The following is a 23036-nucleotide window of genomic DNA, read 5'->3' on the forward strand; positions in this document are numbered from 1 at the left end:
TTTAATTTTGCTTGATAAACTTCTTCGATATACTGTTTTGTTTCAAATCCTTCAATTTAATAATATAGATTCCGTTGGAAAGTGTTGCAATATTTAAGGAGTTGATACCTTCTGTATTTTGAATACTTAAAAGATTTTGCCCCAATTCATTGTAAACAACTACTTCCACAATAATTGAATTGCTTTTAATATTTAAAATATCGCTGGTTGGAACTGGATAAAGTACTGTAGCGTCTAAATTGTTGTCTTCCACGGCTAAAGTTCCGAAATTATCATACCATTTAAGCTTATCTCCAAGCAAAGCTCCTGCTAAAAGGTCCATTTTTCCGTTGTTGTTAAAATCGGCAGTATCAAGAGATAAGACACCATTTATATTCGTGTCGATTATATGTTGAGGGCCGAAATTTCCTTGACCATCCATGTTTTCGTACCATGAAACAGTATCTGCTGTGTAATCTGCTACAAACACATCCAAATCTCCATCTTGGTCTGCATCGATTGTTCTGATTCCTTCTGGTGTAGTAGGAGAAGGATTAGCAATAATTTTTCTGGGACCAAAAGTTCCGGTTCCATTTATGTTTTCGTACCAAACAACCATACCTTCACGAGTAATAGAACCAAGAATATCAATGTCTCCGTCGCCATCAAGATCTGAGTAGTAAATTTCGATAGCTCCCAGTATATTATCTTCTATAATTTTCTTCGGTCCAAAATTTCCTTGTCCATCTAAGTTTTCATACCAAGCAAACATTTTATCTTGGCTGTAAATAGCTGTAATAATATCTTTGTCGCCATCGCCATCTATATCTACCGTATGAATAGATTCTGAATATCCAATAAATCCATCAATTATCTGTGCTTGTCCGAAATTTCCCAAACCATTTAAATTTTCAAACCAGGTTAATCCCAAATTGAAGTCGAAAACAATTACATCTTTATCACCATCTGCATCTAGATCATCTGAAGTCACAAACGATGGGTCTTGAAAATCTGAAGCAAAGGGCGGTTGCTGTATAAAATTTCCTTGTCCATCTATATTTTTAAACCAAGTGGCAAGATTGTTTTCGTTCGTAGCGGATAAAACATCCATGTCACCATCACCATCAAGATCTGCCACGAAAACAGATTGCACATAGTTTAGATTTTCGGCTACTATTCTTGTAGGCCCAAAATTACCTTGACCATCTGTATTTTTATACCAAGTAATAGTTTCTGCGTCTGCATTTGCAGAAATAGCATCTATATTGCCATCGCCATCAATATCTGCAGCTTGTACAGAATAAGATCCTTGCGCACCGTCTATAATGCTTAAAACAATTTCAACGACGTAAGAGTTTTGCCCGTTATTTGGTGTCCAAGCTACTTTGTCTTGATAAATATTTCCAGTAATTATGTCTAAACCTCCATTACCATTTATATCTGCAAAATTTAAAATAGTTATTCGTTCAGTGGCTTTAAGTATTTGTTTGTTTCCAAAATCTCCTAGACCATTCAGGTTTTCATACCAAACAATGTCACCATTCACTTGGGCTAGAATATCCAAATCTGCATCTTGGTCAAAATCTTTAAATTGAAAATAGGAAACATTATCTGCTATGAGAGTTTGTGCTGTGGAAAAATTTCCTTGGCCATTTAAGTTTTCATAATAAATAAGTTCACCGTCTTTATTGGTTACAATATCGTTATCTCCATCGGCATCAACATCAAAACCATAGAGGGCGTACACATTAAAACGGGCGTCATCAATAAGTTGCTCAGGGCCATAATTTCCTTGCCCATTCAGGTTTTCAAACCATACGGTTTTAGGCCCATAAAGCGTGGAACTTATAATATCTAAATCTCCATCGCCATCAAGATCCGAAACGGCTATATGTATGGCTCGGTCAACATTGTTGCTTATTAGATTTTCAGGGCCAAAATTTCCTTGTCCGTTTGTATTTTCAAACCAGATTATTTTATTAGTATCTGCCGAAGTTGCCAAGACATCCATATCTCCATCGCCGTCAATATCTGTAGCTATGGAATTAGAGATTCCATTTACACTATTAGTAATTAATCTTGGAGAACCAAAATTTGCGGAACCATCATTTTTAAACCAAAATATTTTTCCTTTTTCAGCTGAAGAAACTAGAATATCTATATTGCCATCGTTGTCGAAATCTACGGCACTTGCATTAAAAGGAGAAATAACATCCAAAGAAATAATTTGTTGCGCTCCCAGATTTCCAGCGCCATCATTTTTATACCAAGCAACTTTACTATCGTATTCCGAAGCTGAAACTAAATCCAAATGGCCGTCGCCATCAAGATCGGCTGCAAAAGCAGCTCTTGGAGCATTGGTGCTTCCTTGGTCTATAATAATTCGGGGATGGAAGTTTATCTGTGCATTGGAGTTAATGAATAAAGCACAGGCAATGATTGTGGGGAGTAATAATGGTTTCATCCGTTTCTTTTAAAGATTCGCAATATATTAAAATTTGATTAAAGGAGAAACGATGATTGAAGTTTAAAATTATTTGGTGATTTTCTTTTTGTTCTATGTGACTTCGTGGTAAAATAAAACCACGGAGGCACAGAGGGCATAGAGTTTTGAGAAGGAAGGGTTGCTTTTATATCAACTTCAACTGATTAACGATTTCCTGTAAAGAAACCTTCGCATCACCAAAAAGAATACTGCAATTATCTAAACCAAAAAGGTCGTTCTGCACGCCAGCATAGCCTTTTCCCATACTTCGTTTCATAACAATTACCTGCTTACTTTCGTGGGTGCGAATAATTGGCATTCCGTAAACTGGGCTGTCTGGATTGTTTTCGGCTGCGGGGTTTACAACGTCGTTTGCTCCAATTACTAAAACAGTGTCATATTGTGCCATGTTTTCATTGCCCTCGTCCATTTCCTTTAATCGGGAATAATCTACGTTTGCTTCAGCTAGAAGCACATTCATATGTCCTGGCATACGTCCTGCTACTGGATGGATTATGTAATCTACTTCGCAATTTCTCTTTTCTAATAATTGCTGAAGTTGAGCACAAAGATGTTGTGCTTGTGCCACTGCAAGTCCATATCCCGGAACAATCGCCACTTTTTGAGCAAATGAGAGTGAAAGAGCTGTTTCAGAAATACTAATTTCCTTTATTTCCTGCTCTTCTTCAACTGCGCCGTTTTTGCTCTTTTTAAAAGTTCCTGCAAGTACTTTCAACAACGAACGGTTCATCGCTTTACACATTAAAAGTGTAAGTAATATTCCAGCCGCGCCCACAAAAATACCACCGGCAATCATCACTTTGTTTCCGTAAACGAAACCTGCGAAAGCTGTGGCTATACCTGTAATACTATTCAAAAGTGAAATTACAACTGGCATATCTGCGCCGCCAATAGGAAGAACAAATAGCACTCCGTAAACCATTGCTAAAGTTGCCAAAACATACATAAAAGCACTAAAGCCAATAGGAATGAAGCCGAAGAAATAAAGCACTGGTAACAAAACCATTAAAACTAAGAGTATTCTTGCTGAAAAGATTACGGTTTTAGTTCGTCTGTCTTTTACTTTTCCAGCTAGTTTTCGCTCTGCGATTATACTTCCTGTTAGAGCAACAGCACCAGTTATTAAACCTGCAATAAGTAGAATTTTATTCCCTAAGACTGCTGTTGTAATATCCATTTGATTAGCTTCCACCAATCCTAAAAGCATTGCACATCCACCGCCAGTTGCGTTGAACAACGAAACTAATTGTGGCATTCCGGTCATTTCAACTTTATCAGAAAGGCGTTTACCCATCACAGTTCCCACGGCTATTGCCAAAAACATAATTATTAAATTTGTGAACGGTACAGTATCTGTTAAAGCAGCTATAAAGGTAAGAACAACAGCCAAAACCATTCCCATAGCGGCTATTAGATTTCCTGTCATTGCTTTTTTTGGGGAACTCATAAACTTCAATCCTACTAAAAAGGAAAGGGTGGCGATTAAATAACCTATTTCTATGAATGCGTGCATTTTCTTCTGAAATTATTTTGGTTGGGTTTTAAGGGAGATAGGACGAAAGGACATAAGACATAGGACTGATTTTTTTGACGAAACCGTCTTATGTTCTAAGTAATTTAGTCTTAGTTCATTTTTTAGGACTGAACATTTTGAGCATTCGTCCTGTAACAAAAAATCCTCCGGAAATATTTAGTGTACCGAGAAAAACGGCAATTCCGCCTAAAGCAAGATTTAAATAATCGTCCTCTGGCACTCGGAGCATCACAATAACTGCTCCCACCAAGATAACACCGCTAATTGCGTTGGCGCCAGACATAAGCGGAGTATGCAGGATGGATGGAACATTGGCGATTACTTCAATGCCAATAAAGACACAGAAAATAACAAAATAAATTTCTTGAATGTGTAGGTTGATGAAATCCATAATTTAGGCTGGTTGTAGGTTTTTGTTGAAATGTGGATGCGTCCATTCGCCTTCGTTCAATATTTGACTGCCGGTTAGTAATGGATCGTTGGTTTGGGTTTCCGCCTTTTGTTTGTATTTTAAAAAGGAAAAGAAATTATTCGAAAGCAATTTTGAAGCTGCTGCCGGAATTTCTGCAGAAAGACTTGAGTTTCCTAAAATAGTAACTCCGTGATGTAATACAACTTCTTTGTTTTTTGAAAGTTCGCAGTTTCCACCTTGTTCCGCGGCGAGGTCAATAATAACGCTTCCGGGTTGCATTGCTTCAACAGAGCGGGTTTCGATAAGCAAAGGTGCTTTTCTTCCAGGAATGTTTGCCGTACTTATTACGATATTTGAAGATTGAATATGATTATGAATCAATTCTTTTTGCTTTTTTTGATATTCTTCGCTTTGCTCTACGGCGTAGCCTCCAGCATTTGCGGATTCCGTATATCCTTCTACTTCTATAAAGGTTGCACCAAGGCTTCTAACTTCTTCACCCGCAGATTTACGCACGTCAAAAGCTTCCACCATTGCGCCCAAACGACGCGCAGTTGCTATAGCCTGAAGACCTGCAACACCTGCGCCTAAAACTAAAACTTTTACTGGAGTAAGCGTTCCTGCGGCGGTTGTAAACATTGGAAACACACCATCATAAATTTCGGAAGCTTTTATTACCGCTCTATAACCTGCCAAAGAAGCCATAGATGAAAGTACATCCATAGATTGCGCTAAAGTGGTTCGAGGCAAAAGGTCTAAACTGTAAACGGTTGCGCCGTGTTTTTTGTAGATAGCGAGTTTAGTGTCATGAAAAAGAGGGTTGAAAATACCAATGAAACAACAACCTTGTTTAATTTCATCTTCATCGCTAAACGTGTGATTAATAGATACAATGGTATCTGAATTTTTAAAAATAAATTCCCGAGATTGGCTCGTAGCTCCTGCCTGAATATATTCTTCATCTTCAATTTGAAGCGTACTTCCTAGACCGGGCTCAAAAAGAATGTTGAGGTTTAATTCTCCTGCTAGACGTTTTACTTCTTTAGGCAACAAACAAACCCGCGGATCGTTTGGGGTTTTTAAGATTCCAATGGTTTTTGGCTGTAGCTGTTCGCTCATAAATATTTTTTGAATTTTTTTCTACTTGCTTATTTCAGCAAAATATTGAAATATTCTTCTTTAACTTCTCGGTAGTCTGCTAAATGCCTCATATAAGCATTTCTGAATTTTTCATGCTCGGAGATAAAATACATATCACATTCCACGTCTTCACATTCTACAGCTTTTGGCAAGCCATCTTTATATTTTTCAAAATCTCTTAATTTTTCAGCATTTTTATCTTTTTCAGATATAAATTTTAAAAGAACAGGATGAGATTCTGAATTAACGGTAAGTTCTGACTTTCCAAGATTTACCAAATTGGTTATTTCTTTTTCAATATAATTAAGGTGGTCAATCCAATTTTCCAGCTCTATATAATTATTTTTAAAAGTAATTGCTTCTTGAGAATCGTGATTATAAATTTGCATGCTATTTGTTTTAATGTTTCATTAAAAAAGACTTTAGACGAAAGTATTTCTTCAGCTAAAGTCTTTTATTTTCTATAATAGAACGTCTATGTCTATCGGTTTTTCTGCTTGCTTTACGCTTGTTATTTGCAGTTCCTTGGCTCCGTTTGGAAAATTCCAGATTACTGAATCTTCCTCGGCATAGCCCATAACTGCAGAGCCCATCGGCGCCAAAATGGAAATCTTGTTTGCCGCAATATCGCGCTCAGTTGGAATTACCAATTGAAATTCTGTCTCCCAAGTTCCTGATTTTACCGTAACAATACTGTTGAATCGGATTACGTCTGTAGGCATTTCATCATGATCACAAATACGTGCGGTGGTCATCTCGGCACTTAGTTTTTTTAAGGAATCTTTCGTGTTTTCGTCTTTATAATAGCCGGAAACATTCAAAAGACGTTTCAAAAAAACGTATTCTTTTTTTTCCAATATCAAATTTCCATATTTCATCTCGTCGTATATTTTTCAATGTAAAATGGGACATCTTCAGGAATTGATATTCGTTTCCCGAAAAATAAAAGATGTCCCATTCACAATTTTTTATTATGGGAAAATTCCTCTTAAAATGTATGCCTTTTCAATTCGCGCTATTGCGATACTGAAAGCAGCGGTACGCATATCGATATTGTTTTCTTCGGAATATGCAGTAACTTTTTTGAAGGTAGTGCGAAGTTTTTTCTCCAGCTTCTCCAAGATTTCGTCCATTTGCCAAAGTTCTCCGTTACGGTTTTGAAGCCATTCAAAATAACTTCCTATAACCCCTCCAGAATTACACATAATGTCTGGAATTATGGTGATGCCGCGTTCTATCAATATTTTTTCGCCTTCAACGTCTGTTGGGCCGTTGGCTCCTTCAGCAATTAAAGATGCTTTTATTGACCTTGCATTATCTTTAGTAATCTGGTTGCCCAATGCTGCTGGTATGCAGATGTCGCAATCTAAGGCGAAGAAATCTTTACCTTCCATTGCAGAAGCTTCTGGGAAACCTACAATGCTGCCATTATTGGCTTTTCCGTAGTTGAAAAGATCCTCAACAGTAATTCCTTTTTGGTTTTGAACACTTCCGAAGGCATCTTGAACACCTACTAAAAGTGCACCTTCATTTTCAAGAAAATGTGCAGCCCAATAGCCTACATTTCCAAAACCTTGAACGATGAATTTTTTACCTTTTAAAGTTTCGTTGTTCTTTTCCGACCAAAATTTGATGGTTAAATATACGCCGTAACCAGTAGCGCGATCGCGACCTTCCAAACCACCGCTACCTACTGGTTTTCCTGTAACTACGTGCTGGTTTTTAGAACGTTCGCTGGTACTTTTAGTACTCATATAAGTATCCGCAATCCAAGCCATTGTTTGGTCGTTGGTGTTTACGTCTGGTGCAGGAATGTCATGTTCTGGACCAATGTTTTCACCCAAAGCATATGTGAATCTACGCGTAATACGCTCCAATTCACCTTTTGAATATATTGAAGGATCAATCTGGATTCCTCCTTTTGCACCACCGTAAGGCAAACCTGCCAAAGAAGTTTTCCAAGTCATCCACATAGCCAAAGCGCGAGCTGCATCAATATCTACCGTTGGGTGATAGCGAAGACCACCTTTGTATGGTCCAAGTGCATTGTTATGCTGCACACGGTAGCCTGTGAATACTTCTACCTCGCCATTGTCCATCCGCACTGGAAAGTGAATGATGATTTCGGTGTTAGTGATGCTAAGAATTTTGCGAACGTTTGGATTCAGATCTATTTTATCTGCAGCGCTGTTGAATTGTTCCAACACGTTGTCCAACATTCCTCTTTTTAATGGTTTGGGTTTTTCCACTGTTTGTTCGTTTGTCATTTTATTATTATTTAATTGTTGCCATTTCTGGCTTACTAGTTTTTATTTTCAACAATGTTCTCTGGTTTGGTGCTAATATTCTCAAAAAACACTTTAAAACCGTGTTACTTATTGTTTGCCATTGCTATTGGCAATGTGTGTGCCATCAAATCTAATTGTCATTGAATTATGATTAAGGGGCTATAAAGCAATACGTTAAGTAATTTTAAGTAAATTTCTATTCTGAAGTTATTGGGGAAAAATTCCAGCATTGGGGAAAAATTACTCACCTAGATTTAAATTTCAAAAATAAAAAACCAAATTCCAGAGTCGGAATTTGGAGTTTGGTTTTTGGAATTTGACATTTGGTGCTTTAGAAAATTTATTCCTTAATTTTCCCTCGCAAGGTTTTTCTATCGATATTAAGTATTTCTGCGGCTTTGGTTTGGTTATTTCCAGTCGCAGCCAATACTTTTTCAACATACTTTTTCTCCATTTCCTTTAAGGAAAGTAGTTCGTTATCCTCTGGAAAATCTATTTGATATTTTAAGGTTTCAGGTAAATCTTTTACACCGATAGTGCGGTCGCACATAATCACGGCGCGCTGAATCACGTTTTCCAACTCGCGAATATTACCAGGCCAATCATATCTTTGTATTAGCGTTTTGGCTTCATTGTCTACCGAAATGTATCGGTCCTTATATTCATTGCCGTATTTAAAAAGAAATTTATCTGCCAATAGCGGAATGTCTTCCTTGCGTACCCGTAGTGGTGGAACGGCGATTTCCACAACAGTTAAACGATAAAATAAGTCTTCGCGAAAGATTTCCTTGGCAATCATTTCTCTGAGATTGCTATTGGTTGCTGCTATTACGCGAACATCAATTTTTTCAGTTTTTCGCTCTCCAACTTTCATCACTTCTTTTTCTTGAAGCACGCGTAAAAGTCGTGCTTGTACTGAAAGTGGCGCGTTGCCTATTTCGTCTAAAAAAATGGTACCTCCGTTTGCAGCCTGAAAAAATCCATCTCGATTATCATTTGCTCCCGTAAAAGCACCTTTCACATAACCGAAAAGTTCCGATTCTAAAAGATTTTCAGGAATTCCACCACAATTCACCGCAATAAAAGGAGCGTGTGAAAATTTGCCATTGTAATGTATGGAACGTGCAACGAGTTCTTTACCAGTACCGCTTTCTCCACTAATGAAAATTGTTGCTTTATTGTCCTTTACGCGTTCAATTATTTGGGTTACGTTTTTGATGGCTTCACTTTCGCCAATTATTTCGTCGTATTTTTTTACTTCTAAAGTTTCTGTCGTATTTTTTTGCTTTGTTTTTGTAGAAAGTGATTTTAGAACACCTTGTTTCAATTCTTCTTTTGTGAAAGGTTTTACCAAATAATCTACCGCGCCAGATTTTATTGCGGAAAGCGCATTTTGTATTGAAGGATAACCCGTAACAACCAGTTTTGGCATATTTGGGTAATGTTCCGAAGCAAATTGAATGAGCTGAAAACCATCTACTTCGGGCATATTTAAGTCCGTAATCAGTAAATCAATTTCTGTATCGCGTAAAATGGCGACTGCTTCTTTTACCGAAACTGCTTTATATGAATGGTAGTCAAGCGAATGTAAATGCCGCTGAATCAATTCCAGGATATTGATGTCGTCATCTACTATCAGTATGTTTTCTTTTTGAAGCATCAAAAGTTTATTGTTTTGGAAAAGTAATAATAAAAACGGCACCTGTGGGATTGTTGGCCACATAATCTATGGTGCCGCGATGACTGCGAATAATTCCGTGAACCACGCTAAGCCCAAGTCCAGAGCCATCGCCAACGCTTTTTGTGGTGAAAAATGGTTGAAATATTTTCTGAACATTTTCCGCAGATACTCCTGGACCTTCGTCTGAAATTTTAATTACAATTGTTTTCTTTGTTTCCTCCAAGGTTATTGTAATCAGTCCATCTTTCGGAGAAAAATAGATTGCGTTTAGCACCAAATTAAAAATAACTTGCGTTATTTGGATGGTGTCTGCCTTCAATAAAACCTCATCTTTTGGTAAATTGATTTTGTACTTTAATTCGTTCTTTTTAAAAGTGGGGTCCAGCAGATTCATTGCTTCATTTATAACTGGAACTATATTCGATTCACCCAAATTTTGAGGCATTTCGCAGGCAAAGAACATTAATTTTTTTACCACTTCGCGGGAGAAAATAGCGCTGTTTATAATCTTATCAAGATCTTTCTCTGTTTGGGGGTTGTGCGGTTCTTTACTTTTTAGAAGTTCCGCGAACCCTAGAATATTTGCTAAAGGGGTGTTGAGTTCGTGGGCTATGCCTGCGGTAATTTCGCCCAAAATACTTAAGCGATCTGCATGCTCCATTTTCCGTTTTATGACCGCCTCATTTTCACGTAAAGAAACGCGTTCCAGCAAATCACCTACATTGATAGCCACGTTTTGCAGCAGTTGTTTTTCTTCTTTTAAAAAATCCTTTTTCACATATTTATCCGCAGGATAGTGAATTTTAATAAACCCTTTTGGCTGATTAAAAACGTTGATTTTACATTCAATAAAAACCGTTTTACTAGGCAACGCGGAAGAAATAAGATGATATGGGTCTGAATTAATTTCAACCGTTGCATTTTTATTATAAAGCAACGATTTTCGAACACTTAGGGCGATGGAATACAAAGCTTTGTCCAACTCTTTATAATCGTTATTTACAATAATTGAGGATACTTCGTATAAACACGTAAGTTCTTTGATGCGCTCCTTTAGGTCTTTTTCAAGTGTCATAAAAACGATGAATTGTTTTTATCAAAGGTATTAAATTATTGTAGGTGTAACGGAACATTTGCAATTGTTGTGAAGGGAGCTATTTTTTTAATTAAAAAACCGTTTTAAACACATTAAAGGTTTAAAACGGTTTCTTTTAATTCTCGAAACAATTCGAAAATGTTTAAGATTGTAAATTTAATTTCTATTCGAAATCATCAAAATCAAATTTCTGTCCACCTACAGATACTTCGGCCATTAATCCTTCTTTTGGTAAGGTAAAGACCGCCATTCCATCAGTATATGTAACGTCAAAAGATGGGGGAGCTTGATTAGCGGCAATTGCAGAAAGATTTGATCCAAATTTCAAATTACCAGTCATAAATTGCTGAACGGCTTTATCAGTTTTTAAGAATACGATTTCGCTAAATGCTTTTCCACCTATTTGTGCACCAATATCCAATTGTTTCATATTTGCCATTCCCACAAGAACGCCGCGTTCATAAACCGCTCCATTTCCAGAGGCTGCACCCACTATTATTGCTCCTTTTCCTATATTCGGAAAAATAGCGTAAGCCTTGGCGTCGTCAAAATAGCCTTGCATTTTTGGGCTGGCTTTAAGAAATTCAGCTTTTGCATTTGCGGCATCATTAATTACTTTTTTGTCATCTGCAGTTTGGGCGAATAGTGAGATGCTGAAAAATAGCATCATCATCATTAATAAATTTTTCGTTTTCATAGCGTTTATTTTTTTGTTATGAAATCAAAGGTATTGGATATGTGAAGCGGTGCCGGTTAAAAGAGTGTTAGATTTTACATAAGAATATGCCAATTCTATTGCAAGAAAACATCTTTAAAATGAATAAGTTGTGTTTTTGAAGCTTACTTAAGGTCCTTTTTCACCAAAAGATAAAAATCATTGTCCAGCGGTAGATAGCCCTGATCGTAAAGATAGAAATATGTTGAACCAGTTTTTGTAGTGTAAATGCTGGTGAAATATTCAAAACTGAAACCCATTCTTAAAAGCCTGTCTTTGGTGGTTTTGGTTTTATCTTGTTTATTTAGATTTTCAAGAATACGATAGTTTTTGCGAAGACGATTATTAATATTTCTAACCAAGTTTTTGTTGTCCTTATTGAGCGAATTATTGTGCGCATTCCGGCAGGCGTCGCTACAGAATTTTTTGTCTGCGCGCCCAACCAATTTATCTCCACATTCTGGACAGATTCTTTCCATAAATTAAAGATAGAATTTTTTTGTGAATGAAAAAAGACGGATGACTGATGACCGAAAATATAAAAGTTGAAATTTTTTTGCTTACCCCAACCCTAAAGGGAGCAACTAATTCTTGCTATCGTTTTGTTCTACTTTCTTTCTAGCTTTCTAGGGATTTGGTGTTTCGGAATTTGTTTCCCTAATGTGGAATCTATAAACAGCTTCAATTCTAAAAAATATACTGCCATTTATTGAAGTATTCAATTGTGTGCGGTCGTCTCCAAGACTGAAGGCGGAAAGCCGAAAATCTATTTTATCGTCTTCGTTATAAACTTCAAACTTATTAGTGGAATAGCCGGCTTTTGCACGAAGTAAAACGCTTTCTTCCAGCAAATTATATTGAAAATAACCAGAAAATTCCAAAGAACTATGATCTACATAAAGCGTTGGCGTGTTTTCATTATGAATTTTAAAAGTTTTGCCAATTCCATAATAATCTATCCCAACATTAGTTTTGCCCAATTTATAATTTATATCTGCGGCAATTGGCAAGCTCATATCCATTTCAAAGCGTTGGTTTGGGCTTAAATAATACCAACCAACAATAGGTGTGGCATAAACGCCAAAAGCCTCCTTTGCTACATAAACCGCAAAACGGTATTTAAGATTTTCGTTTTTCTTCATGTTTAAAAGCGCAAAAACACCAAGATAGAAATCATCATCAGAAATATTTTTATAATCTGAAGCTATCTTCGGCAGCAGCACAACTGTAGTACTATATTTTTCTGACCAAGTGGAGGCCAGCCCAAGTTTTAAGTTAGTGCTGTAAAGATTAGTGAATTGTGCCTCCGGAAAAAGCTGGAGATTATTGCTATTGAAATCTGCTCCTGTAATAAGTGCTTGATTTTCGTTCAAGACAATTGGAAAGATGAGACCAGCATTAAAGATTTTTACAGTTGTACTTTTGTCCATGTCTTGAAAATTATTCTTTAAAGTTTCACTGTAGTTTACCTTCAAAAGATCTACATATTCTTGTGCAGAAACGAAGAGTGGAAGTAGAAAAGCAATTAATAGAATTTTTTTCAAATTGATTAATGGTTTAGTGCGATTTAATTATTCAAATGTAAACCATTCTACCATTTTATTATCAACGACTTCATTTTTATGCGAAAATTCATTGCTTTTTGAATTATGACTGTATTCTTTAGCCCAAAGCGGGAAGTTTTCTGCTAGCTGTTTTATGGCATCGCAAACGTACTGAACTTCGGCATTTGTACTGGTTGGATTGAAAGACATTCGTATCCATCCTGGTTTGTGGGTAAGATCGCCGCCATCAATTTCGCAAGTAATGGTTGTTGAGGTTTCCAAATCTACGTGGAGCAAGTAATGACCGTAAGTTCCAGCACAAGAGCAACCACCACGGGTTTGAATTCCAAAACGATCATTGAGTAATTTTACACCTAGATTAAAATGCAAATCGTCAATATAAAAGCTTACAACTGCCAGTCTTTCCTGCATTTGAGGCGCGAGAATTTTAAGGTTTGGAACATCATTAAGCTCTTCAAAAACAATTTCTAATAGTTCGTGTTCACGATCCAAAATGTTTTCAATGCCCATTTTTTCTTTTAAACGAATAGAAAGCGCGGTGCGAATTGTTTGTAAAAAACCTGGTGTCCCACCGTCTTCACGGCTTTCAATATCATCAATATACTTATGGTTTCCCCACGGATTAGTCCAAGAAACGGTGCCGCCTCCTGGATTGTCTGGAATGCTATTTTTATAAAGATTATTGTTGAAAATAAGTACACCGCTAGAACCTGGCCCGCCCAAAAATTTATGTGGCGAAAAGAGAACTGCGTCCAAATGTGCACCTTCTTCTTCAGGGTGCATGTCTATTGAAACGTATGGTGCTGAACAAGCAAAATCTACGAAACAAAGTCCGCCGTATTTGTGCATCAATTTTGCAATTTCACGATAAGGCGCTTGAATTCCTGTTACGTTGGAGCAAGCAGTAACGGAAGCAATTTTTATAGGATGGTCTTTGTATTTTTCAACCGTTTTTGCAAACTTTTTCATACAGACCAAAACATCTTCATCTGGCGGAACTACTACCACCTCTGCAATAGTTTCTAGCCAAGTGGTTTGGTTGCTATGGTGCTCCATATGCGTCACAAAAACCACAGGTCTCATTTCATCTGGGATTTTTGTATAAGGTTTTATGCTTTCTGGAATTTTCAATCCCAAAATACGCTGAAACTTGTTGATGGCGCCCGTCATACCAGTATCGCAGGTAATCAGCACATCATTCTCGCCAGCGTTTACGTGTTTTTTTATGATTTTTCGAGCTTCGTGATACGCCTTGGTCATTGCGGTTCCTGTTACGGAAGTTTCGGTATGAGTATTAGCTACAAATGGTCCAAAATCCTTCAGCAATTTTTCTTCAATGGGAGCATAAAGTCGTCCACTGGCAGTCCAATCGGTATAGATAATTTTCTTTCTTCCGAAGGGTGAATCAAATTCTTGGTTTATTCCCACGATATTATTTCGGAAAGGTTCAAAGTACTTTTCCAATGCGGTGGTTTTTGTTTTTTCTTCTGAAGAAATCATCATTCTATTTTTAAAATTTAATTAAAATAATTTAATTCTATTCACAGTTAATTGTTTCTGGCTTCCTATTTCTTAAAAGCTCCAACTCCTTTTTGAAGCCAAGCATAATATTCTTCAATATTTGGAGTATAACCAACAGGATCAATCAGGTTTTCTTCATCGTGACCCATTAAAACATAGAAAGGTTGGGCGTTTGCTTTGTATCTAAGAATTTGGAATTCGCTCCATTTTTGTCCTACATAGCGCAGCTTTTTCCCAGATATTTCTGAAGTTATTTCTTCGCCTTCGGGAAGTGGTCGCTTGTCATCTACATAAAGTGAAATTAGTACGATGTCTTCATTCAGCAATTTCAAGATTTTTGGTTCGCTCCAAACGCGTTCTTCCATTTTTCGGCAGTTTACGCAGGCATAACCTGTAAAATCTACCAACACTGGCTTGCCTACTTTTTTGGCATAAGCCAATCCAGTTTCGTAATCGTGGAACGCTAAAATATCGTGTGGGCCAAGATGAGCGCCTGCTGGAAATTCTTCTGTACTAGCCATTCCGCCAGTTCCCAGTTTTGTAAAACCAACACCGTATGGCGATTCGCTATAATTCATTGCCGGTGGAAAACCACTAATCAACTTTAAAGGTGCTCCCCACAATCCTGGGATTAAATAAATGGTAAATGCAGCTACAATTAGTCCTAAGCTTAAACGACCAACAGACAAATGGCTCATTGGCGAATCGTGCGGCAGTTGAAATTTTCCAAATAAATACAATGTCAAAGCGCCAAAAACAGCTATCCAAATAGCTAAGAAAACCTCACGTTCCAACCAGTGTAGTTGAAGAACAAGATCTGCATTTGATAAAAATTTGAAAGCCAAAGCAAGTTCTAAAAATCCTAGGAATACTTTAACCGTATTCAACCAACCTCCTGATTTTGGTAAGGAATTCATCCATCCTGGAAATGCTGCAAATAGTGCAAAAGGCATTGCCAAGGCTAATGAAAACCCAAACATTCCAACAAACGGAGCAATTCCTCCTTTAGAGGCGGCTTCAACTAAAAGGGTTCCAATAATAGGTCCAGTACAAGAGAAGGAAACAATAGCTAGTGCCAAAGCCATAAAAAAGATTCCTATCAATCCACCTCGGTCTGCCTGTTTATCCACTTTGTTGGCCCAAGAGTTGGGTAACATAATTTCAAAAGCTCCCAAAAACGAAAGTGCAAATACTACTAATAATACAAAGAATATAACATTGAACCATACATTGGTAGAAAGCGCATTGAGCGCATCAGCACCAAAAAACCAAGTTACAATTGCACCTAAAAATACGTAGATTAATATGATTGCAATTCCGTAAATAATTGCGTTTTTGATTCCGGCAGCTCTTGTTTTACTTTGTTTGGTGAAAAAGCTAACCGTCATTGGTATCATCGGGAAAACGCAAGGAGTAAGCAATGCGGTAAATCCAAAAAGGAAGGCAACTAAAAAGATGGTCCAAAGTCCTTTTTTCTCGTGTTTTTTGTTTTGTTCAACGGCGGAAAGTGACGATTCTGAAGCAGATTGAACGGTGTCTTTTACAACTTCAGTTTTTGCGCTATCTACGACTATAATTTCTTCAACGATTTCAGTAGTTTCTTCGGGAGTTTCAGTATTGTTGGAAACTTCAGGACTTACAGCAGTTTGTGCGTTGTTATCAGGAGCTGGAATTTTAAAGACTAAATCTATATAACTTGGTGGCAAGCAACGGGTATCATCGCAAACCATAAATTCCACTTCGCCTTTAATGGTGGTTCCTTTTTCGCCCGTTAATTTTATACGCTGTGTAAAAGTTGCGGTGTTTTCAAAGAAGGTAATGACCATATCAAAGACGGGATCGTGAACGGTGTGGCCTTTACTTTCTTTTGCTTTTCCTACTAATTTGTACGCGCTGTTTTCTTCAAAAGTAAGATTCGTTGGTAATGGACCATTATCTGGAACTACCTGTGAGTAGAGGTGCCATTTGTTTTCAATTGAAGCTTTTGAAATTAAATCATATTCGGTTTCCGATATTTTTTTTATGCTAGTTGACCATTTTACTGGATCAAGAATCTGAGATTGAACGGAAGCTAGTGAAACGGTTGCGAGGAGGAGAAAGAGGTATATTTTTTTCATTAGGGAATAATATTATATAGAATCTTTATAAAGACATCAAATTTGAGGGAAAAATTGCAGTATTCAAAATCATGATGCAGTTTTTGGAAAAAACCCTTAAAGAATAAATACAAATATAAAGATACTCTGAGATTTAGTTGTTTAAATACGGTAGAAAACTAGAATTTCAAAAATAATTATGGCTTCTTGCCTTAAAGGGCTCTTTCCAAAAGTATTTATTTTGAATAATGAAGCAATCATATTGATTTTATTATTCTGCCTTTTTGCTTAAAATCTGTCAGACATTAAAACAATTGTAAAAAGTTCATATTATAGTGTAGGAATGTTAGTTGAATATTTTCTAAAGAATATAATAATACCACAATTTTGGTGTTACTAACTGAAATGGCACTATATTCGCCGAAAATTAAAAAAAACCTTATTATTATGAAATTAACAAAATTGATTTTCCTTTTTGTCCTTTCTGTTGCAGCCGTTAGCTGTAGCAAAAATGATGATGACAATGGTCCAGCTCCTTACACGCTATCTACCTCAAATTTTGTAGATACTTACAAATTAAAATTCCTAGAACTTCGAATAGTTGAAACCATTACTTTTGGCAATGGAACAACTTCTACATCCTCTGCCGTTACAGTTGGCAGTGTTTTTCAAAATACAAACTTTGTATTCAACTCCAATAACACCTATACGGTAAGTGGTTCAATAAATACAGTAACCACAACAACGAATCCTGATGGTTCCCAAACTGTGGGTGATATTGTAATTGTTAATCTTGAGGACACAGGTACCTATTCGTTAAATACAACAAGTAATAAATTGACCATTACTAATGATGAAGGTACGGTTACGGTTTTTGACATTAAAAAATACAATGAAACTGAAATGACGCTTTATTCAGAAGTTACCACTGTTTCAAATAATAGTTCGGTAGTAACTTCTTCGGAACTTAGATTTTCAAGATAGAAAAAAATCGATAAATTTAAAAGCGCCAGTATTTTAAAAATACTGGCGCTTTTCATTTATAAACTCTTGAAATCATAGAAACGTAAGCGTTCATTTATTTCTTCAAAAAACCTTACTTTTGCACACTTTATTACAATACCCACTTTATGAGCACAAAATTTAAAGAACACAAAGGACTAGACCTCCCTAAATTGGCGGAAGAAGTACTCAATTTCTGGAAAGAAGAAAACATCTTTGAGAAAAGTATTTCCATTCGCGAAGGGGCGGAGCCGTTTGTATTTTTTGAAGGACCACCGTCTGCCAATGGTCTTCCGGGTATACACCACGTTATGGCGCGTGCTATTAAGGATATTTTTTGCCGCTACAAAACCCAAAAAGGATTTAAAGTAGATAGAAAAGCAGGATGGGATACCCACGGTTTGCCTATTGAATTGGGTGTTGAAAAAGAACTCGGCATAACCAAAGAAGACATCGGCAAAAAGATTTCTGTGGAAGACTATAATGCAGCCTGCAAAAAAGCCGTGATGCGCTACACAGATGTTTGGAACAAAGTAACCGAAAGCTACGGCTATTGGGTAGATATGACCGATCCGTACATTACCTATGATCCAAAATATATGGAAACCGTTTGGTGGTTGCTAAAAGAAATATATAACAAGAATTTAATTTATAAAGGCTACACAATCCAGCCATATTCTCCAAAAGCGGGAACGGGATTGAGCTCGCACGAACTAAACCAGCCTGGAACCTATCAAGATATTACAGATACAACCGTTGTTGCGCAGTTTAGAGCAATGGCAGAAACCTTACCAGATTTTCTTGCGGAAGAATCAAACAACATTTGGTTCCTTGCGTGGACAACTACGCCGTGGACACTTCCAAGCAACACTGCACTAACCGTGGGTGCGAAGATTGATTATGTTTTGGTTAAAACGTTCAATCAATACACTTTTCAACCTATAAACGTTGTTTTGGCGAAGAAGTTAGTTGAAAGTCAATTTGCTAAAAATTACGAAGAAAAACCCAACGAAGAAATTCTTGAAGGGTATATACAGGGCGATAAAATAATTCCATACTTTATTTCAAAGGAATTTAAAGGCGCGGATTTATTAGGAATCCGCTACGAACAGTTGCTTGATTACGCCAAACCACACGATAATCCTGAAAACGCTTTCAGAATAATCGCTGGCGATTTTGTTACCACAGAAGACGGAACCGGAATCGTACACACCGCTCCAACTTTTGGAGCAGACGATGCTAAAGTTGCAAAAGAAGCCATTCCGGAAATTCCGCCGATGTTGGTTAAAGACGAATATGGCAATCTAGTTCCGCTGGTAGATTTACAAGGAAAGTTCCGACCAGAAATGAAGGAACTTGCTGGTAAATATGTAAAAAACGAATATTATGACGATGCAGATGTTCCCGAAAAATCCGTTGACGTTGAACTTGCCATAAAATTAAAGACAGAAAATAAAGCTTTTAAAGTTGAAAAATACGTTCACAGCTACCCAAATTGCTGGAGAACTGATAAACCAATTTTATACTATCCGCTGGATTCTTGGTTTATAAAAGTGACCGATTTCCGCGATAGAATGTTCGAGCTGAACAAAGAAATAAACTGGAAACCGAAAGCAACTGGCGAGGGCCGTTTTGGAAACTGGCTTGCAAACGCAAACGATTGGAATCTTTCCCGTTCGCGTTATTGGGGAATTCCGTTGCCAATTTGGAGAACAGAAGATGGAAAGGAAGAACTAATAATTGGTTCTATTGAGGAACTAAAAGCGGAAATGCAGAAAGCTGTTGAAGCAGGCTTAATGCAGAAGGATATTTTTGAGGATTTCAAAGCTGACGATTTTTCCGAAGAAAACTACGCGAAAGTTGATCTTCATAAAAATATTGTGGACAAAATAACGCTCGTTTCCCCAAGCGGAAAACCAATGAAGCGCGAAGCAGATTTGATAGACGTTTGGTTCGATAGTGGAAGTATGCCCTATGCGCAATGGCATTATCCCTTTGAAAACAAAGAAAAGGTTGATAACACGTGGCGCAAAGCAGATTTTATTGCCGAAGGTGTTGACCAAACCCGTGGCTGGTTTTATACTTTGCACGCCATCGCCACAATGATTTTTGACGATGTTGCCTATAAAAACGTAGTTTCCAACGGACTTGTTTTAGACAAAAACGGTCAGAAAATGAGCAAGCGTCTCGGCAATGCCGTTGATCCTTTTGAAACGTTGGATGTTTTTGGCCCAGATGCCACACGGTGGTATATGATAAGTAACGCAAACCCTTGGGACAACCTAAAATTTGACCAAGACGGAATTTCAGAGGTGCGTAATAAATTCTTCGGAACGCTTTATAATACCTACAGTTTTTTCAGCTTATACGCCAATCTCGATAATTTTGAGTATCTTGAGGAAGACCTTCCGCTGGAAAAACGTCCGGAAATTGACCGTTGGATACTTTCAGAATTGCATACGCTCATCCAAAAAGTGGACGATTATTATGCAGATTATGAGCCAACAAAGGCAACACGAGCAATTTCAGAATTTGTTCAGGAAAATTTGAGCAACTGGTTTGTGCGTTTAAGTAGAAGACGTTACTGGAAAGGAAGCTATAATGACGATAAAATCTCGGCATACCAAACTCTTTATACCTGTCTGGAAACCGTTGCAAAACTTAGTGCTCCCGTAGCTCCGTTCTTTATGGACAGGCTTTATAAAGATTTAACGAATAACGTTAATCAAGACAAAAAGCAATCAGTACATTTAACTGATTTTCCAAAATCAAATCCTTCTTTCATAGATAAAAAGTTGGAACACAAAATGCAGAAGGCACAGACAATAGCATCTTTAGTGCTTTCGTTAAGACAGAGAGAGAAGATAAAAGTGCGCCAACCGCTTCAAAAAATTATGATTCCGGTTTTGGAAGATTCTGAGAAAGAAGAAATTCTTGCCGTTTCAAATTTGATTAAAAGCGAAGTAAACGTAAAGGAAATTGAGTTGATAGATGAAGGTTCTGGCATGTTGGTAAAACAAATAAAGCCAGATTTTAAAGCTCTTGGCCCGCGTTTTGGAAAAGACATGAAGTCAGTGGCAGCAGCTATTTCAACCTTTGACCAACAACAGATCGCAACACTTGAAAAAGATGGTGTAATATCTGTTTTTATTAATGAAAAAAATACTACTTTGGCGCTTGGTGACGTAATCATAAGTTCCCAAGATATTGAGGGATGGTTGGTTGCAAATGCCAATGGAGTTACGGTGGCGTTAGACGTTACAATAACGCCAGATTTAAGAAATGAAGGAATTGCCAGAGAATTGGTAAATAGAATTCAAAACCTGCGAAAAGACAGCGGGTTTGAGGTGACAGACAGGATTGAAGTTAGCCTTCAAAATAACGAAGAAATTGAGGTTGCGGTTAACCAAAACCTTCAATATATAAAAGAAGAAACATTAACGGAGGTTTTGCAATTTCAACCACAATTAAAAGACGGATCAGAAATTGCATTTGACGATATTGAAACACGTATAAGCATTAAAAAACATTAGCTATGACAGACACAGAAAAAACAAAATATTCCGATGCCGAGTTAGAAGAATTCAAAGCTCTTTTAAACGATAAAATAAAAAAGGCAACCGAGCAATTGGAACTAATTCAAAGTTCCTATAAAAACGACAGTAATAACGGTACAGACGATACTTCGCCAACCTTTAAGGCTTTTGATGAAGGTAGTGAAGTGATGAGCAAAGAAGCAAATTCGCAGCTTGCCATCCGTCAGGAAAAATTTATCCGCGACCTTAAAAACGCCTTGGTGCGTATTGAAAACAAAACCTACGGCGTTTGCCGCGTAACCGGTAAATTGATAAACAAAGAACGTTTAAAACTTGTTCCGCACGCTACTTTAAGTATTGAGGCCAAGAATTTACAAAAGTAATTTTAGGGTTATAAAAACAAATTTTTTAAAAGCTCCATCGTAATAAATGGAGCTTTTTTATTGAAACAATTCTCTGTGCTCTCTGTGTAAAAACTCCGCGTCCTTTGTGGTTGAACTATGAACAAAACACTTTTCATAATCGCCCTTATTTTCTTCGGAATTCATTCCACGATGGCCCAAAAAACCATTCAAAAGGAATTTTCTTCGGGAGGAATAGGTATGCTTTCAATTCAAGACGATGCTATTTTCAAAATTGAAATCAATTCTTCAGAGGAAAAAAGCATTAAGATGTCACTTCATATATCTGGTGAACACGCTGAAAGTATTATTGTTGAAGAAAAAATCACTGACGGAACGCTTTCATTAAAAACCGGATTTGCACCATTTTTCACTTTGGAAAACGACAAACTCGCCGCCCATAAAGTAATGGCTTTGGAAATGAAAATAACACTTCCAAAGACAATGGATGTTGTAATCAGGTCGAAATTAGCTTCTGTAAACGCTAACGGAACTTTTAAAAACTTCAACATTTCTTTGGAAAATGGCAATTGCGTTTTGAATGATTTTTCAGGAAATGCCCAACTCAAAACAATCGCTGAAAATATAACCGTTCACGCCCAAAAAAACGTGAAGGGAAAAGCAATTTCAAAAAATGGAATGGTTGAAAATGATCTTCCAAAACGCGGAAAATTTCTTGTGGAGGCCGAAAGCATCAATGGGAGTATTTCCCTACTTCAAATCAAATAATATCGTTACTTTTGCTGCGCTTTCCGAAGCATTGTCTAAGGAATGATTATAATTAAATCAAAGAGATTCCAACATTCGTAGGGAAATGAATATGAGCCTAAAAAAAGCCACAATTGTCATCATTCTGATTCTTTTAATAGATCAGATTTCAAAAATTTATATCAAAACACATTTTGTTTTAGGCGAAGAAATCCGCGTTCTGGATTGGTTTCGTATTCTTTTTGTTGAAAACGAGGGGATGGCTTGGGGCGCAAAAATCCCTGGAGAATATGGAAAACTAATTTTAACACTTTTCAGAATTGTTGCCATTGGCGGAATTGGCTATTGGTTATGGGATTCCGTTCGAAAAAACATGCCACGAATCCTGATTTTTTGCATCGCATTAATCTTTGCAGGAGCATTGGGTAACATTTTAGACTCTGTTTTTTACGGTCTTATTTTTAACGATAGCCATCATCAAGTAGCTACTTTATTTCCAGAAGCAGGAGGCTATGGAACGTTGTTTCACGGGAAAGTTGTAGATATGCTTTATTTTCCATTGTACGGTGGCACCTTACCTGATTGGTTTCCTTTTTGGGGTGGAGAGTATTTCACTTTCTTTGATCCTGTTTTCAATGTTGCCGATTCTTCAATAAGCGTTGGAGTGATTTTGCTGCTTCTTTTCAACAAAAGAGCATTTCCTAAAAAAGAGGACTCAGAGCAAGAAATTGCGTAAGTTGGGCTAAAGCCTATTAATCTTGCACGTGTCATAATACTCCAGCTAAAGCTGGAGGTTATTCCAATATACTAAAAGTTTTGTGTTATTAGAGTAACCCCGTGGCTTCAAGCCAGGGTA

Annotated in this window: 19 protein-coding genes; 5 read left to right on the plus strand and 14 right to left on the minus strand. The window is 37.1% G+C overall.

Annotated elements, in window-relative coordinates:
- Position 1: 1 nt before the first annotated feature.
- The 14 genes from AEQSU_RS07245 to AEQSU_RS07310 all read right to left on the minus strand — a co-directional run bounded on the left by AEQSU_RS07245 (position 2) and on the right by AEQSU_RS07310 (position 16554).
- Positions 2-2443: a T9SS type A sorting domain-containing protein gene (locus AEQSU_RS07245; RefSeq protein WP_014782212.1), complete on the minus strand. Its 2442-nt coding sequence runs from the start codon at positions 2441-2443 to the stop codon at positions 2-4.
- A gap of 166 nt (positions 2444-2609) precedes the next feature.
- On the minus strand, positions 2610-3998 hold the full coding sequence (locus tag AEQSU_RS07250) for an NAD(P)(+) transhydrogenase (Re/Si-specific) subunit beta (protein ID WP_014782213.1): 1389 nt from the start codon (positions 3996-3998) through the stop codon (positions 2610-2612).
- A 115-nt stretch (positions 3999-4113) separates the two neighbouring features.
- Positions 4114-4410, minus strand: a complete 297-nt coding sequence (locus AEQSU_RS07255) for an NAD(P) transhydrogenase subunit alpha part 2 (RefSeq protein ID WP_014782214.1) — start codon at positions 4408-4410, stop codon at positions 4114-4116.
- A gap of 3 nt (positions 4411-4413) precedes the next feature.
- Positions 4414-5550 carry an NAD(P) transhydrogenase subunit alpha gene (locus AEQSU_RS07260; RefSeq protein ID WP_014782215.1) on the minus strand — a complete coding sequence of 379 codons (1137 nt, stop codon included), beginning with the start codon at positions 5548-5550 and terminating at the stop codon, positions 4414-4416.
- Between the two features lie 29 nt (positions 5551-5579).
- Positions 5580-5960, minus strand: coding sequence for a hypothetical protein (locus AEQSU_RS07265; RefSeq protein ID WP_014782216.1), 381 nt, complete (start codon positions 5958-5960; stop codon positions 5580-5582).
- 72 nt (positions 5961-6032) lie between these two features.
- Positions 6033-6449, minus strand: a complete 417-nt coding sequence (locus tag AEQSU_RS07270) for a GreA/GreB family elongation factor (RefSeq protein WP_014782217.1) — start codon at positions 6447-6449, stop codon at positions 6033-6035.
- A 93-nt stretch (positions 6450-6542) separates the two neighbouring features.
- On the minus strand, positions 6543-7838 hold the full coding sequence (locus AEQSU_RS07275) for a Glu/Leu/Phe/Val family dehydrogenase (RefSeq protein ID WP_014782218.1): 1296 nt from the start codon (positions 7836-7838) through the stop codon (positions 6543-6545).
- A 361-nt stretch (positions 7839-8199) separates the two neighbouring features.
- Complete coding sequence (locus tag AEQSU_RS07280; RefSeq protein ID WP_042491757.1) at positions 8200-9522, minus strand: sigma-54-dependent transcriptional regulator; 1323 nt, start codon at positions 9520-9522, stop codon at positions 8200-8202.
- 4 nt (positions 9523-9526) lie between these two features.
- Positions 9527-10615 carry a sensor histidine kinase gene (locus AEQSU_RS07285; protein ID WP_014782220.1) on the minus strand — a complete coding sequence of 363 codons (1089 nt, stop codon included), beginning with the start codon at positions 10613-10615 and terminating at the stop codon, positions 9527-9529.
- Between the two features lie 184 nt (positions 10616-10799).
- On the minus strand, positions 10800-11333 hold the full coding sequence (locus tag AEQSU_RS07290; protein ID WP_014782221.1) for a lipid-binding SYLF domain-containing protein: 534 nt from the start codon (positions 11331-11333) through the stop codon (positions 10800-10802).
- 143 nt (positions 11334-11476) lie between these two features.
- Positions 11477-11830: a DNA gyrase inhibitor YacG gene (locus AEQSU_RS07295; protein ID WP_014782222.1), complete on the minus strand. Its 354-nt coding sequence runs from the start codon at positions 11828-11830 to the stop codon at positions 11477-11479.
- Between the two features lie 147 nt (positions 11831-11977).
- Entirely contained in the window at positions 11978-12895 is a 918-nt protein-coding gene (locus tag AEQSU_RS07300; RefSeq protein WP_014782223.1) for a DUF6268 family outer membrane beta-barrel protein, read from the minus strand.
- Positions 12896-12922: 27 nt separating this feature from the next.
- Positions 12923-14416, minus strand: coding sequence for an aminotransferase class V-fold PLP-dependent enzyme (locus AEQSU_RS07305; RefSeq protein WP_014782224.1), 1494 nt, complete (start codon positions 14414-14416; stop codon positions 12923-12925).
- Between the two features lie 65 nt (positions 14417-14481).
- Positions 14482-16554, minus strand: a complete 2073-nt coding sequence (locus AEQSU_RS07310) for a protein-disulfide reductase DsbD family protein (protein ID WP_014782225.1) — start codon at positions 16552-16554, stop codon at positions 14482-14484.
- A 426-nt stretch (positions 16555-16980) separates the two neighbouring features.
- Between AEQSU_RS07310 and AEQSU_RS07315 the strand changes: the two genes are divergently transcribed.
- The 5 genes from AEQSU_RS07315 (at position 16981) to AEQSU_RS07335 (ending at position 22916) form a co-directional block, all read left to right on the plus strand.
- Positions 16981-17517, plus strand: coding sequence for a hypothetical protein (locus AEQSU_RS07315; protein WP_014782226.1), 537 nt, complete (start codon positions 16981-16983; stop codon positions 17515-17517).
- A gap of 146 nt (positions 17518-17663) precedes the next feature.
- Positions 17664-21068 carry an isoleucine--tRNA ligase gene (gene ileS / locus AEQSU_RS07320; RefSeq protein WP_014782227.1) on the plus strand — a complete coding sequence of 1135 codons (3405 nt, stop codon included), beginning with the start codon at positions 17664-17666 and terminating at the stop codon, positions 21066-21068.
- Positions 21069-21070: 2 nt separating this feature from the next.
- On the plus strand, positions 21071-21454 hold the full coding sequence (locus tag AEQSU_RS07325) for a TraR/DksA family transcriptional regulator (RefSeq protein ID WP_014782228.1): 384 nt from the start codon (positions 21071-21073) through the stop codon (positions 21452-21454).
- Between the two features lie 117 nt (positions 21455-21571).
- Positions 21572-22201 (plus strand): DUF4097 family beta strand repeat-containing protein, encoded by a 630-nt coding sequence (locus tag AEQSU_RS07330; RefSeq protein ID WP_014782229.1) that lies wholly within the window; start codon positions 21572-21574, stop codon positions 22199-22201.
- Between the two features lie 91 nt (positions 22202-22292).
- On the plus strand, positions 22293-22916 hold the full coding sequence (locus AEQSU_RS07335) for a lipoprotein signal peptidase (protein WP_014782230.1): 624 nt from the start codon (positions 22293-22295) through the stop codon (positions 22914-22916).
- The last annotated feature ends 120 nt before the right edge of the window (positions 22917-23036 follow it).

Origin of the sequence: Aequorivita sublithincola DSM 14238 (assembly GCF_000265385.1) — a bacterium.
Classification (GTDB): Bacteria; Bacteroidota; Bacteroidia; order Flavobacteriales; family Flavobacteriaceae; genus Aequorivita; species Aequorivita sublithincola.

Bases quoted from the DNA above. Each gene is read 5' to 3' on its own strand.
- AEQSU_RS07245 (WP_014782212.1), bottom strand. From the start codon at position 2,443: ATGAAACCATTATTACTCCCCACAATCATTGCCTGTGCTTTATTCATT.
- AEQSU_RS07250 (WP_014782213.1), bottom strand. From the start codon at position 3,998: ATGCACGCATTCATAGAAATAGGTTATTTAATCGCCACCCTTTCCTTT.
- AEQSU_RS07255 (WP_014782214.1), bottom strand. From the start codon at position 4,410: ATGGATTTCATCAACCTACACATTCAAGAAATTTATTTTGTTATTTTC.
- AEQSU_RS07260 (WP_014782215.1), bottom strand. From the start codon at position 5,550: ATGAGCGAACAGCTACAGCCAAAAACCATTGGAATCTTAAAAACCCCA.
- AEQSU_RS07265 (WP_014782216.1), bottom strand. From the start codon at position 5,960: ATGCAAATTTATAATCACGATTCTCAAGAAGCAATTACTTTTAAAAAT.
- AEQSU_RS07270 (WP_014782217.1), bottom strand. From the start codon at position 6,449: ATGAAATATGGAAATTTGATATTGGAAAAAAAAGAATACGTTTTTTTG.
- AEQSU_RS07275 (WP_014782218.1), bottom strand. From the start codon at position 7,838: ATGACAAACGAACAAACAGTGGAAAAACCCAAACCATTAAAAAGAGGA.
- AEQSU_RS07285 (WP_014782220.1), bottom strand. From the start codon at position 10,615: ATGACACTTGAAAAAGACCTAAAGGAGCGCATCAAAGAACTTACGTGT.
- AEQSU_RS07290 (WP_014782221.1), bottom strand. From the start codon at position 11,333: ATGAAAACGAAAAATTTATTAATGATGATGATGCTATTTTTCAGCATC.
- AEQSU_RS07295 (WP_014782222.1), bottom strand. From the start codon at position 11,830: ATGGAAAGAATCTGTCCAGAATGTGGAGATAAATTGGTTGGGCGCGCA.
- AEQSU_RS07305 (WP_014782224.1), bottom strand. From the start codon at position 14,416: ATGATTTCTTCAGAAGAAAAAACAAAAACCACCGCATTGGAAAAGTAC.
- AEQSU_RS07310 (WP_014782225.1), bottom strand. From the start codon at position 16,554: ATGAAAAAAATATACCTCTTTCTCCTCCTCGCAACCGTTTCACTAGCT.
- AEQSU_RS07315 (WP_014782226.1), top strand. From the start codon at position 16,981: ATGAAATTAACAAAATTGATTTTCCTTTTTGTCCTTTCTGTTGCAGCC.
- ileS (WP_014782227.1), top strand. From the start codon at position 17,664: ATGAGCACAAAATTTAAAGAACACAAAGGACTAGACCTCCCTAAATTG.
- AEQSU_RS07325 (WP_014782228.1), top strand. From the start codon at position 21,071: ATGACAGACACAGAAAAAACAAAATATTCCGATGCCGAGTTAGAAGAA.
- AEQSU_RS07330 (WP_014782229.1), top strand. From the start codon at position 21,572: ATGAACAAAACACTTTTCATAATCGCCCTTATTTTCTTCGGAATTCAT.
- AEQSU_RS07335 (WP_014782230.1), top strand. From the start codon at position 22,293: ATGAGCCTAAAAAAAGCCACAATTGTCATCATTCTGATTCTTTTAATA.